Source organism: Agromyces capsici (assembly GCF_058349965.1).
The window spans coordinates 2,498,819-2,512,406 of the sequence record NZ_JBYRET010000001.1 but is presented as its reverse complement, the minus strand read 5'-3'; the positions used below and the strand labels follow the sequence as shown (position 1 = coordinate 2,512,406).

At 72.7% G+C, this 13,588-nt stretch carries 12 protein-coding genes; 8 read left to right on the top strand and 4 right to left on the bottom strand.

Going from position 1 to position 13,588, the window contains the following annotated elements:
• The first annotated feature begins 38 nt into the window (after positions 1–38).
• The 5 genes from AC3RKB_RS11725 (at position 39) to AC3RKB_RS11705 (ending at position 5,479) form a co-directional block, all read left to right on the top strand.
• Positions 39–959, top strand: a complete 921-nt coding sequence (locus tag AC3RKB_RS11725; protein WP_491436320.1) for a pseudouridine-5'-phosphate glycosidase — start codon at positions 39–41, stop codon at positions 957–959.
• Positions 943–1,851: a carbohydrate kinase family protein gene (locus tag AC3RKB_RS11720; protein ID WP_491436319.1), complete on the top strand. Its 909-nt coding sequence runs from the start codon at positions 943–945 to the stop codon at positions 1,849–1,851. The genes AC3RKB_RS11725 and AC3RKB_RS11720 overlap by 17 nt, the downstream gene beginning before the upstream one ends.
• Positions 1,852–1,956: 105 nt before the next feature.
• The gene (locus tag AC3RKB_RS11715; protein ID WP_491436318.1) at positions 1,957–3,999 is read left to right on the top strand and encodes an ABC transporter ATP-binding protein; all 2,043 of its coding nucleotides are present in this window, start codon (positions 1,957–1,959) and stop codon (positions 3,997–3,999) included.
• Between the two features lie 147 nt (positions 4,000–4,146).
• Entirely contained in the window at positions 4,147–4,941 is a 795-nt protein-coding gene (locus AC3RKB_RS11710) for a hypothetical protein (RefSeq protein WP_491436317.1), read from the top strand.
• Positions 4,942–4,993: 52 nt separating this feature from the next.
• A complete protein-coding gene (locus AC3RKB_RS11705; RefSeq protein WP_491436316.1) occupies positions 4,994–5,479 on the top strand; it encodes a 2'-5' RNA ligase family protein in 486 nt (161 codons plus the stop codon).
• Positions 5,480–5,485: 6 nt separating this feature from the next.
• On the opposite strand, the gene AC3RKB_RS11700 is transcribed toward AC3RKB_RS11705, so the two are convergent.
• Positions 5,486–5,920 (bottom strand): DUF1622 domain-containing protein, encoded by a 435-nt coding sequence (locus AC3RKB_RS11700; RefSeq protein ID WP_491436315.1) that lies wholly within the window; start codon positions 5,918–5,920, stop codon positions 5,486–5,488.
• Between the two features lie 312 nt (positions 5,921–6,232).
• Entirely contained in the window at positions 6,233–8,101 is a 1,869-nt protein-coding gene (locus AC3RKB_RS11695; RefSeq protein ID WP_491436314.1) for a phosphoenolpyruvate carboxykinase (GTP), read from the bottom strand.
• 128 nt (positions 8,102–8,229) lie between these two features.
• Here AC3RKB_RS11695 and AC3RKB_RS11690 point away from each other — a divergent pair, with 128 nt between their 5' ends.
• From AC3RKB_RS11690 to AC3RKB_RS11680, 3 genes are all read left to right on the top strand, one after another.
• The gene (locus AC3RKB_RS11690; RefSeq protein ID WP_491436313.1) at positions 8,230–9,672 is read left to right on the top strand and encodes a helix-turn-helix domain-containing protein; all 1,443 of its coding nucleotides are present in this window, start codon (positions 8,230–8,232) and stop codon (positions 9,670–9,672) included.
• 201 nt (positions 9,673–9,873) lie between these two features.
• Positions 9,874–10,215 carry a PadR family transcriptional regulator gene (locus AC3RKB_RS11685; RefSeq protein ID WP_491436312.1) on the top strand — a complete coding sequence of 114 codons (342 nt, stop codon included), beginning with the start codon at positions 9,874–9,876 and terminating at the stop codon, positions 10,213–10,215.
• Complete coding sequence (locus tag AC3RKB_RS11680; protein ID WP_491436311.1) at positions 10,212–11,204, top strand: HAAS signaling domain-containing protein; 993 nt, start codon at positions 10,212–10,214, stop codon at positions 11,202–11,204. The genes AC3RKB_RS11685 and AC3RKB_RS11680 overlap by 4 nt, the downstream gene beginning before the upstream one ends.
• Positions 11,205–11,275: 71 nt before the next feature.
• On the opposite strand, the gene AC3RKB_RS11675 is transcribed toward AC3RKB_RS11680, so the two are convergent.
• Both AC3RKB_RS11675 and AC3RKB_RS11670 read right to left on the bottom strand, forming a co-directional pair.
• Positions 11,276–12,064, bottom strand: a complete 789-nt coding sequence (locus tag AC3RKB_RS11675; RefSeq protein WP_491436310.1) for an SDR family NAD(P)-dependent oxidoreductase — start codon at positions 12,062–12,064, stop codon at positions 11,276–11,278.
• Between the two features lie 99 nt (positions 12,065–12,163).
• Positions 12,164–13,339, bottom strand: a complete 1,176-nt coding sequence (locus AC3RKB_RS11670) for a thiolase family protein (protein ID WP_491436309.1) — start codon at positions 13,337–13,339, stop codon at positions 12,164–12,166.
• Between the last annotated feature and the right edge of the window lie 249 nt (positions 13,340–13,588).

Sequence of the window (13,588 nt, the reverse complement as noted above, 5' to 3'; positions counted from 1 at the left end):
ACCACCCTAGACCGGGCCGCCGACATAGCATGAGGCGCATGCAGACCGCCCCCTCCGCCGGCATCCGCATCGCCGATCGCGTGCGCGACGCCGTCGCCGCCGGACGCCCGGTGCTCGCGCTCGAGTCGACCATCCTCACGCACGGCCTGCCCCGCCCGCGCAACCTCGAGGTGGGTCTCGAGACCGAGGCGCTCGTCCGTGATGCGGGCGTCGAGCCCGCGACCATCGGCGTCGTCGGGGGCGTGCCGACCGTCGGCCTCGACCCGAGCGAGATCGAGCGGCTCTGCGCGTCCGAGGCGGTCGTGAAGGCGAGCACGCGCGACCTGCCCGTCGCGCGGGCCCGGCTCCTGGACGCGGGCACGACCGTGGCGGCGACCGCGTGGCTCTCCCACCGCGCCGGCATCCGCGTGTTCTCGACGGGCGGCCTGGGCGGCGTGCACCGCGGCGCGAACGAGACGTTCGACGAGTCCGCCGACCTCCCGGGGCTCGCGGTGACGCCGATCACGGTGGTGAGCGCCGGCGTGAAGTCGATCCTCGACATCGGCGCGACGCTCGAGCGGCTCGAGACCCTCGGCATCACGGTCGTCGGCTACCGCACCGACCGGTACCCGGGCTTCTACGTCGCCGACTCCGGCTTCCCGGTTCCGGCGCGCGTCGAGTCGGCGACCGACGCCGCGGCCGTCGCCCGCTCGCGCGACGAGCTGGGTCTCGCGTCGGCCGTGCTGGTCGCCAACCCCATCCCCGAGGCCGAGCAGCTCGACCCCGCCGTCCACGACCGGGTGCTGGCCGAGGCGCTCCGGGCAGCGGATGCCGCGGGCGTCACCGGCCACGACACCACCCCGTTCCTCCTCGACTTCGTGCAGCGCGCCACCGGTGGACGCAGCCTCGAGGTGAACCTCGCCGTGTACCGCGGCAACGCGCGGCTCGGTGCGGAGATCGCGCGTGAGCTCGCCGGCTGAGGCGGCGGACGCGCCGACGCCGGGAGCGCTCGTCGTCGTCGGCGACCTGCTCGAGGACATCGTCGTGTGGGCGACCGAGCCGATCCGCGCGGCGACCGACTCGGCCGCGCAGGTGTTCCGCTCCCGCGGCGGCAGCGCCGCGAACGTCGCGGCGCATGCGGCGACGCTCACACCCACGCGGTTCGTCGGCCGCGTGGGCGACGACGGCGCGGGCCGGGCACTCGAGTCGACGCTCGCAGCGCACGGCGTCGACGTGCGCGTACAGCGGAGCGGGCGCACCGGCGCGGTGGTGCTGATCGTCGCGCCCGACGGCGAGCGCACGATGTTCCCCGACCGCGCCGCGGCGGCCGAGCTCGAGGGCGTCGACCCCGCATGGCTCGACGGCATCGCGTGGCTGCACGTGCCGAGCTACGGGTTCGAGCACGAGCCCATGCGCAGCGAGGTGCGCCGCCTCGTCTCGCTCGCGCGCGAGCACGGGGCGCGGGTGTCGATCGACGCGTCCTCGACGGGCCTGCTCGACGGACTCGGCGTCGAGCGCGTGCGCGGCTGGTACGCCCAGCTGCGACCCGACGTGCTGTTCGCGAACGAGACGGAGGCCGCGCTGCTCGGGGTGGACCGCGGCGGCGAGCCCGCGGCATCCGTCGCCCGTCGGGTCGTGGTCAAGCACGGGCCCGATCCGACCGAGGTGTTCGACGGCGGCGAGCTCACCGCCCGCGTGCCGGTCGCCCCGGTCGAGCGGGTGCGCGACCTCACGGGCGCGGGCGACGCGTTCGCGGCCGGCTACCTGGCGGTCGCACTGGGCGGGGCGGATGCCACGGCCTGCTGCCTCGCGGGACATGCGCTCGCGGCATCCGTCATCGCCTCGCCCGGCGGCGACGTCAATCACGGTTGACGAATGGTCGGGCCTGAACTCCCAGCACGGCGACGTATGCTGCAAGGCGGCCCGCGAGCGCCGCGACGCATGCCGCAGCCGCGTGCCACGCGACAGGAAGACGACATGAGCGACATCGAGACCCGTCCCGCCGGCACCCGCGCCGCCGCGCGCGCCGCCGAGCGCGAAGCCGCACGATCGGCCCGCACCGGGAGCATCCCCCTCGTCGGCCGCAAGGCGGCCGCGACCCACGGCACCGGGGGCGCACGGCCCGACCCGACCGCCCGCCCCGGCGGCACTCCGCGCCGCAACCCGTTCGGCCGCCGAGGCGAGACGCCGCCCGGGCCGCGCGCGACGTTCCGCCAGCTGCTGCCCTTCATCTTCGAGCACCGGCCCGTGCTGATCTGGGTCGCCGTGCTCTCGGTCATCGGCGCGATCGCGAGCCTCGCCCAGCCGCTGCTCGTGGGCCGCGTGATCACGATCGTCGAGGCCGGCGACCCGCTCGACGGGATCGTCTGGGCGCTCGTCGCGCTCGTCGTCGTCAGCGCGATCATCACCGGCTACCAGCACTACCTGCTGCAGCGCACGGGCGAAGGCGTCGTGCTCTCGAGCCGCCGGCAGCTCGTCGCGAAGATCCTCCACCTGCCGATCGCCGAGTTCGACACGCGCCGCACGGGCGACCTCGTCTCGCGCGTCGGCAGCGACACCACGATGCTCCGCGCCGTGCTCACGCAGGGCCTCGTCGAGGCGGTCGGCGGCGCCGTCACGTTCGTCGGCGCCCTCATCGCGATGCTCATCATCGACGCAGCGCTGCTCGGGCTCACCGTGCTCGTCATCGCCATCGCGATCACGACCGTGACCCTGCTGTCGTCGCGCGTGCGCGAGGCGTCGCGCGCGGCTCAGGAGAAGGTCGGCGACGTGGCGGCATCCGTCGAGCGCGCCATCACGTCGGTGCGCACCATCCGCGCGGCCGGGGCGACCGAACGCGAGATCCGCGACGTCGAGCGCGAGGCCGAGGGCGCGTGGGCGATGGGCGTGCAGGTCGCGAAGGTCTCGGCGCTCATCGTGCCGATCGCAGGCATCGCGATGCAGGTGTCGTTCCTGGTCGTGCTCGGCGTGGGCGGTTTCCGCGTCGCCTCGGGCGCGATCACGGTCGCCGACCTCGTCGCGTTCATCCTGTTCCTGTTCATGATGATCCTGCCGCTCGGCCAGGCGTTCGGCGCGATCACCTCGGTCAACCAGGCGCTCGGCGCGCTCGGCCGCATCCAGGAGATCCTCGACCTGCCCGACGAGGATGCGCACGACCGGCAGCTCGCCGCGCGCGCGGTGATCGTGGGGCCAGCCAACGAGGGCCTGCTTCCGGATGCCCCGGCGATCGAGTTCGACGACGTGCACTTCGCGTACGCGCTCACGCGCCCGTCCGACCCGGCCGACCCCGCCAACGACTCGCCCGACGAGCACCTGCCCGAGCCCGACGTCACCGACCGGCAGCCCGTACTGCGCGGCGTGTCGTTCCGCGTGCCGCGGGGGCAGCGCATCGCGCTCGTCGGCCCGTCGGGCGCCGGCAAGTCGACGATCCTCGCGCTCATCGAGCGGTTCTACGACCCGAGCGTCGGCACCGTCCGGCTCGGCGGACTCGACGTCCGCGCGCTCGAGCGCGCCGAGCTGCGCGCACAGATCGGCTACGTCGAGCAGGATGCGCCGGTGCTCGCGGGCACGATCCGCGACAACCTCAGGCTCGGCAGCCCCGACGCGACCGATGCCGAGTGCGTGCACGTCCTGCAGGCCGTCAACCTCGGCTCGGTGCTCGAGCGCGACCCCGCCGGGCTCGACGCGCAGGTCGGCGAGAACGGGATCATGCTCTCCGGCGGCGAGCGCCAACGGCTCGCCATCGCACGCGCGCTGCTCGCGGCGCCGCCGATCCTGCTCCTCGACGAGTCGACGTCCTCGCTCGACGGCGTGAACGAGCGCATGATGCGCGAGGCCATCGACGCGGTCGCGGCCGGGCGCACGCTCATCGTCATCGCGCACCGGCTCTCGACGGTCGTCGACTCCGACCGCATCGTCGTGCTCGACGAGGGCCGCGTGATCGGCGAGGGCACGCACCAGCAGCTCGTCGAGGCAGTGCCGCTCTACCGCGAACTCGCCGAGCACCAGCTGCTCGTCTGACGTCGTCGGGCCCAGCCTCCACCCGGACTCAGGGCTGACCCCCATCCGATCCCGGGGCAGGCGCGGATGCCGCCGTGCCGCCGCGTGCCTAACGTGACCTCCATCGTGTTCCGGCGCGCTCCGCGCCGCCCCAGACGGAGGACCATCATGACGTTGCTCGACTCCCCCCGGACCGCGGACCGCGCGGCCGCCCTCTCCTCACGCGACCTCGTCGCCGCACTCGACACGCCGCCCATCGACGACGCCCCCGTCGTCGCGCGCCCCGGGTTCGACGAACTCCGCGGCCGCCTGCAGACGTGGCTGCGCGAATGGGACACGCAGCGCCTGCCCGCGTTCGAGCAGGCGCGGACCGTCACGCCCGACGGCGAGCGCACCAGCGCGCTCCGGGCCGCCGCGACCCGCGCCGACGGCGCCGTCCGCATCACCGCGAGCCTCTACGACGCACCGAACCGCCAGGGCGACGCGCTCGCCTGGTCGCGCCACTGGGTGAGCGCCGCCGTGCTCCCCGCCGCACCCGTGGACGGCCGCCTGTTCTACCGATTCCGGGCCGGAAGCCGGCTCGTGCTCGACGGCCGCGCCGAGACGGCGCTCGCCTCGACCAGCGTGCACGTCGGCGTGAGCGCGGATGCCGCGACGTCGAGCCCGTTCGACGCGCCGGGCTTCGGGACGCCCGTCTGCCGGCCGCTCGTCGGCGTCGAGGCGCGCGAGGACGTCGACGCACGCGCCGAGCACGACATCGAGGGCTCGATCGACCTGCGCGCGGGCGACGCCCCGGCCATCGCCATCGTCCTCGGCGCCGACGTCGTCTTCCGCGACGGCTGGATGCGCGTCCACGAGGGCTCCGGACTCTGGATCGGCTCAGCGGGCGGCGGACCGACGGGCTCGATCGAGGTGCGGTTCGCGCCGTCCGCCCTGCTCGAGCTGTTCGACGGCATCGCCTGATCGGTCGATCGCACGATCGCATGAAGCGTCCCATCCGGCGTACCCTCGCCGCATGGGACGCTTCGCCGTCGTGCTGCCGCTCGAGCCGCTCTCCGCGGGCGAGGGGTTCCCGGTCTCGGCGTGGCCGCTGCACGTCACGGTCGTCGAGCCGTTCGAGACCCGGCACGACGCCGCGTGGGTCGCCGAGCTCCTCGGGCCCGTGCTGCACGGGCGCAGCACCATCGCGACGCTCGCGTTCGACCGTGCGATGTTCGGCCCGAAGCGCGACGTCCCCGTCACGCTCATCAGCGACGACGGCCCGCTCGGCGCGATGCGCACACGCCTGCTCCGCGCGCTGCGCGAGGCCGACGTCGACGTCGCGCGGGCCCGGCTCGACTACCGCCCGCATGTGACCGACGGCGTGCACGGCTCGATCCCACCGGGGCGCGACATCCGGCTCGCCCAGGTCGCACTCGTCGACCTGCGCCCGCCCGAGGGGCGCGCGCTGCGCACCGTCGCGGCCGTCTGGCCGCTCGCCGAGTACGGTCCGGTGCCGTGACCCCAGTCACGGAGTTCGCCCGGCAATGGGCGGCTCAATCCGCTCGGCGCCGCTCGGCGATGCAGGGCCGGCCGGCTCGCCCGCCTCGTCCTCGACGGCACCGGTGCGCGCCTTCTGCCACGGCCAGCGGCCCGAGATCTCGACCTCGAGCGACCAGCTGAGGAACGTCCGGATCAGCACGATGAGGGCGAGCACCGAGACCGACTCGATGGTCGGCGTCACGGCGACCGTGCGGATGATGTCGGCCGCGACCAGCAGCTCCAGACCGATCAGGATGCCCCGCCCGAGCACCCGGCGGAAACGGGTGTAGACCGGGCCGGTCCGGCGGAGACGGCGCACCGCGGCATCCCCCATCGCATAGAGCACGCCGACGACGATTGCGATCACGCCGAGGATGTCGATGATCTCGCCGACGCGGGTGATGGCGGTCCCGAACTCCATGTGCCCTCCCGCGGCTCACGGTAGCCCCGCTGCGTCGCCGATCCGCGGATCCCGCGCGCGTGGCGCGGGCTTGCATCGGGACTGGGGCTTCACGCGCCGTCGCATCGGGTCGAGAATGCCGGCGGCGAGATCCGCGGCCAGATCCGCTGACCCGCCCGCCTCTCGCCCGGCAGGACGAGGCGACGGATGCCGCGGGCGAGGCGCGCCTTCCCGTGCACGCCGCGCCCGCGGCATCCGTCGCCGTGCGCGCACCCCCGTGCGCGCAGCGGGCGGCCGCCCCCGCCCGGGGCGGCCGACCCACGGATCGGCCTGCTACGAGGTCTGCTGCTGCAGGTGGTAGCGGAGGCTGGACAGCTCGGCGCGAAGCGCCGCCGGAACCCGGTCGCCGAACTGGCCGAAGTACTCCTCGGTGAGGTCGCACTCGGCGAGCCAGGTCTTCGGGTCGACCTCGAAGAGGTGGTCGACGGTGTCCTGCGAGATGTCGAGCCCGTCGAGGTCGAGCGAGCCGTCGGCCGGCAGGAGGCCGATCGGGGTCTCGCGCACCTCGGCGGTACCCTCGACGCGGCCGACGATCCACTCGAGCACGCGCGAGTTCTCGCCGAAGCCCGGCCAGAGGAACTTCCCGTCGTGGCCCTTGCGGAACCAGTTGACCTGGAAGATCTTCGGCGCGTTGGTGCCGAGGATGCGACCCATCTTCACCCAGTGGCCCCAGTAGTCGGCCATGTTGTAGCCGCAGAACGGGAGCATCGCGAACGGGTCGCGGCGGAGCTCGCCGACCGTGCCCTCGGCCGCGGCGGTCTGCTCCGACGAGATCGTCGCGCCCATGAACACGCCGTGCTTCCACGAGCGGGCCTCGGCGACGAGCGGCACGTTCGTGGCGCGGCGGCCGCCGAACAGGATGGCGTCGATCGGCACGCCGTCGTGCGCGTCCCAGTCGTCGGAGATCTGCGGGCACTGCGCCGCGGCGACCGTGAAGCGCGAGTTCGGGTGCGCGGCGGGGCGACCGGACTCCGGCGTCCAGTGGTTGCCCTGCCAGTCGGTGAGCTCGGCCGGAGGCGTGTCGGTGAGGCCCTCCCACCACACGTCGCCGTCGGGCCGGAGCGCGACGTTCGTGAAGATCGTGTTGCCCCAGAGCGTCTGGACCGCGGTCGGGTTCGTGGACTCGCCGGTGCCCGGCGCGACGCCGAAGAAGCCCGCCTCGGGGTTGATCGCGTAGAGGCGGCCGTCCTCGCCGGGGCGCATCCAGGCGATGTCGTCGCCGATGGTCTCGACCTTCCAGCCGGGGATCGTCGGCTGCAGCATCGCGAGGTTGGTCTTGCCGCACGCCGACGGGAACGCCGCGGCGACGTGGTAGGCCTTGCCCTCGGGCGAGGTGATCTTGATGAGCAGCATGTGCTCGGCGAGCCATCCCTCGTCACGTGCCATCACCGACGCGATGCGCAGTGCGAACGCCTTCTTGGCGAGCAGCGCGTTGCCGCCGTAGCCCGAGCCGTACGACCAGACCTCGCGCGAGTCGGGGAACTGGACGATGTACTTCGTGTCGTTGCAGGGCCACTCGGCGTCGTCGCGGCGGTGGCCGACGCCGTCGACGAGCGGGTAACCGACCGAGTGGACGGTGTGCACCCACGGCTCGCCGGCCTCGATGAGGCGGTACACCTGCTCGCCCATGCGGGTCATGATGCCCATCGAGAGGACGACGTAGGGCGAGTCGGTGATCTCGACGCCGAGCTGGCTGATGTCGCCGCCGAGCGGGCCCATCGAGAAGGGGACGACGTACATCGTGCGGCCCTTCATCGAGCCGTCGAAGACGTGCGTGAGCTCCTCGCGCATCGCGTGCGGGTCGCGCCAGTTGTTCGTGGGGCCCGCGTCCTCCTCGTAGGTCGAGCAGATGAAGGTGCGGTCCTCGACGCGCGCGACGTCCGACGGGTCGGTGCGGGCGAGGTAGCTGTTGGGGCGCCACTCGGGGTTGAGCTTGATGAACTTGCCCTCGTTGACGAGCTGCTTGGTCAGGAGGTCTGCCTCGTGCTTCGAGCCGTCGCACCAGACGATCTCGTCGGGCTTGGTGAGGGCGGCGATCTCGGCGACCCACGCGCGCAGGGCGGGGTCGGTGGTGCCGCGAGGGCGGTCGCCCTCGTCCGAGGCGGATCCGGAGGCGCTGACCGAGAAGTCGGAGATGGTCATCGTCGTCCCTTTCGTGGAGTTCGGGAGGCCCCGTGTTCGGTGGCGTGTTTCCAGTGTGCGAGAAGACGAGCCATCCATTCGGCCATTTCGAGCGTTAAGATTCACGGATCTTTCGATATTCTGAAGGCATGAAGCTCGGCAGCCCAGACCTGGCCACCCTCGGCCACCGCATCCGCCACTACCGCGGCGAGCGCGGCCTCACGCTCGACCAGCTCGGCGACGAGGTCGGCCTCGCCGGCAGTCAGCTCTCCCTCATCGAGAACGGCAAGCGCGAGCCGAAGCTGTCGACGCTCGACGCGCTCGCGAGCGCGCTCGACGTCGACCTGGCCGACCTGCTCTCGCGCGAGGCGCCGAGCCGCCGCGCCGCGCTCGAGCTCGAGCTCGGCCGCGCGCAGTCGAGCCCGCTCTACGCGAGCCTCGGCCTGCCGCACGTCAAGCCCACCCGGGGCATGACCGACGAGTCGCTCGAGTCGATCGTCGGCCTGCACCGCGAGCTGCAGCGCCGGGCGAGCGAGGCGATCGCGACGCCGGAGGAGGCGCGACGGGCGAACACCGAGCTGCGCGAGACCATGCGCGAGCGTGCCAACTACCTGCCCGAGATCGAGGATCTCGCCGAGGAGCAGGTGCGCGCGTCGGGCCACCGCTCGGGCGCGCTCACTCATCGCGAGGTCAGCGTCATGGCCGAGCGCCTCGGGTTCCAGCTCATCTACGTCAACGACCTGCCCGACTCGACCCGGTCGATCACCGACCTCGCCAACGGCCGCATCTACTTGCCGCCGGCGTCGATCCCGGGCGGGCACGGCCTGCGCTCGATGGCGCTGCAGGCGATGGCGCACCGCCTGCTGGGGCACACTCCCCCGGCGAGCTACGACGAGTTCCTCTGGCAGCGGCTCGAGATCAATTACTTCGCCGCGGCGTGCCTCATGCCGCAGGACGCGTCGGTGGCGTTCCTGCAGGAGGCGAAGAAGGAGAAGCGCCTCGCGATCGAGGACTTCCGCGACGCGTTCGGGGTCACGCACGAGGCCGCGGCCCTCCGCTTCACGAACCTCGCCACGACGCAGCTCGACATGACCGCGCACTTCCTGCGCGTGAACGGCGACGGGGCGCTGCTGAAGGGCTACGAGAACGACGACCTGCCGTTGCCGACGGATGTCACGGGGTCGATCGAGGGCCAGTGGGTGTGCAAGAAGTGGAGCGCCCGCACCGCGTTCGAGCACACGAACCGCACGACCGAGAACTACCAGTACACCGACACGCCCGCCGGCACCTTCTGGTGCGCGACGCAGACCGGGCGAACGGATGCCGCGGAGTTCTCGATCACGGTCGGCGTGCCGTTCAATCAGGCGAAGTGGTTCCGCGGCCGCGAGACCACGCTGCGCGCGAGTTCGACGTGCCCCGACGAGGCGTGCTGCCGGCGCGCTCCCGACGGGCTCGCGGAGCGGTGGGCCGGGCAGGCGTGGCCGAGCGCGCGCCTGCACGCGCACGTGCTCTCGCCGTTGCCGTCGGGCACGTTCCCCGGCGTCGACGACGTCGAGGTGTACGCGTTCCTCGAGGCCCACGCCGACGAGTAGGACCGCCCGGGGCGAATCCCCGAAGAGTGCAGAATTCAGGAGCAGCGGCCCCACCCGGGATGCGCGAACGCGCGAATCGCCGCGCTGACCAGCACGGGCGAGCCCCGCCCTCCTGAATTCTGCACAACACACCTCGTCCTGAGACGCCATCCGTCATCGTATCTCTTGCGATAGTGTGCGACGCACAGTACAGTGCATCACATGAGCATGGATGTCACCACCACCGGCCACCTGCAGGAACTGCGGCGCGGCACGGTCGTGCTCGGCTGCCTGGTGCGGCTGCGCGAGCCCGACTACGGGTACGCCCTGCTCGAGTCGCTCAACGGCCTCGGCATCACGGTCGACGCGAACACGCTGTATCCGCTGCTCAGGCGCCTCGAGAAGCAGGGCCTCCTCACGAGCGAGTGGAACACCGACGAGGCGCGGCCTCGCAAGTTCTACCGCACCAGCCCGGCGGGCGAGCAGCTCGCGGGCGTCCTCACCGCCGACTGGAAGAACATCGACCGGGCGCTGACCCGGCTGACCTCGGGAGACGAACGATGACCACCCCGACCACCCCGTCGCTGACCGAGCGTTACGTGCACGCGGCGACCCGCACCGTGCCCGAGGCCCAGCGCGACGAGCTCGCCCGCGAGCTGCGCGAGCGCATCGGCGACGCGATCGACGCCCGCCTGGCGAGCGGCGGCGGCGCCACCACGGCCGACGACGCCGAAGTCGCCGCGCTCACCGAGCTCGGCGACCCCGAGCGGCTCGCGGCCGGCTACCTCGACCGGCCGCTCCAGCTGATCGGCCCGCGGTACTACCTCGACTGGCTGCGGCTGCTGAAGCTGCTCCTCGCGATCGTCGTGCCGATCGCCACGGGCGCGGTGATCTTCGCCAGGCTCATCGGCGGCGGCACCCCGGGTCAGTCGATCCTCGACGGCATCACCACCGGCCTGTCGGTGACGGTGAATCTCGCCTTCTGGATCACGCTCGTCTTCGCGATCATCGAGCGCACCTCGCGCACGGCGCCGCTCGCCACGTGGACCCCCGCCCACCTCCCCGAGCTGCCCGCACCACGTCAGGTCGGCCTGGGCGACCTCATCGCGTCGATCGTGTTCCTCGTGCTCTTCGTCGTCGCGCTCGTCTGGCAGCACTTCACGGTGCAGTTCCCCGGCAGCGAGACCACGCCGGTCCTGAACCCGGAGCTCTGGTCGTTCTGGCTGCCGTACCTGATCGGCATCGCGGCGCTCGAGGTGGTGTTCGTCTCGCTGCTCTACCGCAACGGCAACTGGAACTGGGGCTTCGCCGCCGTCAACGTGGTGCTCAACGCCGCCTTCGCGATCCCCGTGATCTGGCTCGCGGCGACCGGGCAGCTCCTCAACCCGGGCTTCTTCGAGCTCGTGGGCTGGCCCGAGGGCGACGACCCGGGCGGCGTCGTCACGACCGTCGTCATCTCGGGCGCGGTGCTCATCGCGGCGTGGGACTCGATCGACGGCCTGGTCAAGGCGTGGCGGGTGCAGCGGGGCGACGTCGTGCCACGCAGCTGCTGAGTGCACGATGAGCGGATGTCGCGGGCGCACGTGTGCCCGCGACATCCGCTCGTGCCCTCCTGGGTGCCCGCCTACTTCGGCTGCATGCGGATCGCGCCGTCGAGGCGGATGACCTCGCCGTTCAGCATCGGGTTCGCGATGATCGAGCGCACGAGCGCGGCGTACTCGCTCGGGTGGCCGAGCCGCGACGGGTGCGGCACCTGCTCCTCGAGCGAGGTGCGCACGTCGTCGGGCATGCCGGCCATCATGGGCGTCTCGAAGATGCCGGGCGCGATCGTCACGACGCGGATCAGCAGCTTCGACAGGTCGCGCGCGATCGGCAGGGTCATGCCCGCGACGCCGGCCTTCGACGCCGAGTAGGCGGCCTGGCCGACCTGCCCGTCGAACGCGGCCACCGAGGCGGTGTTCACGATCACGCCGCGCTCGAGGGTCGCGGGGCCGCCGGCCACGCCGCCCGACACGGGCTCGGTCCGGGCCATCGCGGCGGCCGCGAGACGCAGCACGTTGAACGTGCCGATGAGGTTGACGCGGATGGTGCGCTCGAACGCGTCGAGCGGTGCGGGTCCGTCGCGGCCGACGGTCCGGTTCGCGGTGACGATGCCGGCGCAGTTCACGGCGACGCGCAGCGGTCCCAGGTCGGATGCCGCGGCGACCGCCTCGACGACCTGGGCCTCGTCCGCGACATCCGCCGGGACGAACCGGACGCGCTCGCCGAGCTCGGCCGCGGCCTGCTCGCCTCGGGGACCCGGCAGGTCGACGATGACGACGTGCGCGCCGCCGTCGACCAGCGCCTGCGCGGTGGCGCGCCCGAGGCCGGACGCGCCGCCGGTGACGATCGCGGATGCTCCGCCGAGTTCCATGTGTCTCCTTCTGTTGGGGTTCTCGAGGGTTGCTGTCCGGTCCGAGTGCGCCCGATGGATCGGGCCCACTCGCGCCGAACGGAACGCTCGCGGCCGGGGTCAGAGTCGTTCGATGATCGTTGCGTTGGCCATCCCGCCGCCCTCGCACATCGTCTGGAGCCCGAACGTGCCGTCGGTCGCCTCGAGCTGGTTGACCAGCGTCGTGAGCAGGCGCGTGCCGCTGGAGCCGAGCGCGTGCCCGAGCGCGATGGCGCCGCCGCGCGGATTGAGCTTCGCGACATCCGCCCCCGTCTCGGCGAGCCAGGCGAGCGGCACCGACGCGAACGCCTCGTTGACCTCGTACACGTCGATGTCGCCGTGCACGAGGCCGGCGCGCGCGAGCACGCGCTCGGTCGCCGGGATGACGCCCGTGAGCATGGTCAGCGGGTCGCTGCCGACGACCGAGAACGCGCGGAACCGGGCGCGCGGCTCGAGGCCGAGCTTCTCGGCGGCGTCGGCGCTCATGATGAGCGCGGCCGACGCGCCGTCGGTGAGCGGCGACGAGTTGCCGGGCGTGATGCTCCACGCGATCTCGGGGAACCGCTCGGCGAGCGCGTCGGTGCGGAACGCCGGGTGCAGGCCCGCGAGCGACTCGAGGGTCGTGCCGGGCCGCACCGTCTCGTCGACGAGCCGGTCGACGCCGGCGACGGGAACGAGCTCGGTCGCGAACGCGCCCGACTCCTCCGCCTCGGCGGCGAGCGCGTGCGAGCGCGCCGCGAACCCGTCGAGCTCGTCGCGCGAGAACCCCCACTTCGCGGCGATGAGCTCGGCCGACACGCCCTGGTTCACGAGGCCGTCGGGGTAGCGCGCGCGGAGGCGCGACCCGAACGGGTCGGCACCGGCCGCGCTCGAGCCGAGCGGCACGCGGCTCATCGACTCGACGCCGCACGCGATCACGATGTCGGCCTGGCCGGCGAGCACCGCCTGCGCCGCGAACGTCGCCGCCTGCTGGCTCGATCCGCACTGCCGGTCGATCGTCGTGCCGGGCACCGTTTCGGGGAACCCGGCCGCGAGCACGGCGTTGCGCGTGATGTTGTACGACTGCTCGCCGATCTGGCTGACGCACCCGCCGATCACGTCGTCGATCAGCGCCGGGTCGAGGTCGTTGCGGTCGACGATCGCGGTAAGCACGCCCGCGAGGAGGTCGACGGGGTGCACGCCCGAGAGCATGCCGCCGGGCTTGCCGCGCCCCACCGGGGTGCGGACGACATCGATGATCACGGCTTCGTGGCTCATGCGTCCAGCCTAGAGAGGGTTGGGGGGGTGCGCGCCCGTTCCCCGTGAGGGTTGAGGAGCGAGCGCAGCGAACGTTCCTCGTGAGGGTTGAGGAGCGAGCGCAGCGAGCGTCTCGAAACCCGGAGCCGCACGGCCGCCTCGCGAGGGTTGAGGAGCGAGCGCAGCGAGCGTCTCGAAACCCGGAGCCGCACGGCCGCCTCGCGAGGGTTGAGGAGCGAGCGCAGCGAGCGTCTCGAAACCCGGAGCCGC

Coding starts and splice junctions, on each gene's coding strand:
- AC3RKB_RS11685 (WP_491436312.1), top strand. CDS start 9,874: ATGAGCATGGATGTCACCACCACCGGCCACCTGCAGGAACTGCGGCGC.
- AC3RKB_RS11695 (WP_491436314.1), bottom strand. CDS start 8,101: ATGACCATCTCCGACTTCTCGGTCAGCGCCTCCGGATCCGCCTCGGAC.
- AC3RKB_RS11725 (WP_491436320.1), top strand. CDS start 39: ATGCAGACCGCCCCCTCCGCCGGCATCCGCATCGCCGATCGCGTGCGC.
- AC3RKB_RS11690 (WP_491436313.1), top strand. CDS start 8,230: ATGAAGCTCGGCAGCCCAGACCTGGCCACCCTCGGCCACCGCATCCGC.
- AC3RKB_RS11670 (WP_491436309.1), bottom strand. CDS start 13,339: ATGAGCCACGAAGCCGTGATCATCGATGTCGTCCGCACCCCGGTGGGG.
- AC3RKB_RS11705 (WP_491436316.1), top strand. CDS start 4,994: ATGGGACGCTTCGCCGTCGTGCTGCCGCTCGAGCCGCTCTCCGCGGGC.
- AC3RKB_RS11675 (WP_491436310.1), bottom strand. CDS start 12,064: ATGGAACTCGGCGGAGCATCCGCGATCGTCACCGGCGGCGCGTCCGGC.
- AC3RKB_RS11710 (WP_491436317.1), top strand. CDS start 4,147: ATGACGTTGCTCGACTCCCCCCGGACCGCGGACCGCGCGGCCGCCCTC.
- AC3RKB_RS11700 (WP_491436315.1), bottom strand. CDS start 5,920: ATGGAGTTCGGGACCGCCATCACCCGCGTCGGCGAGATCATCGACATC.
- AC3RKB_RS11680 (WP_491436311.1), top strand. CDS start 10,212: ATGACCACCCCGACCACCCCGTCGCTGACCGAGCGTTACGTGCACGCG.
- AC3RKB_RS11715 (WP_491436318.1), top strand. CDS start 1,957: ATGAGCGACATCGAGACCCGTCCCGCCGGCACCCGCGCCGCCGCGCGC.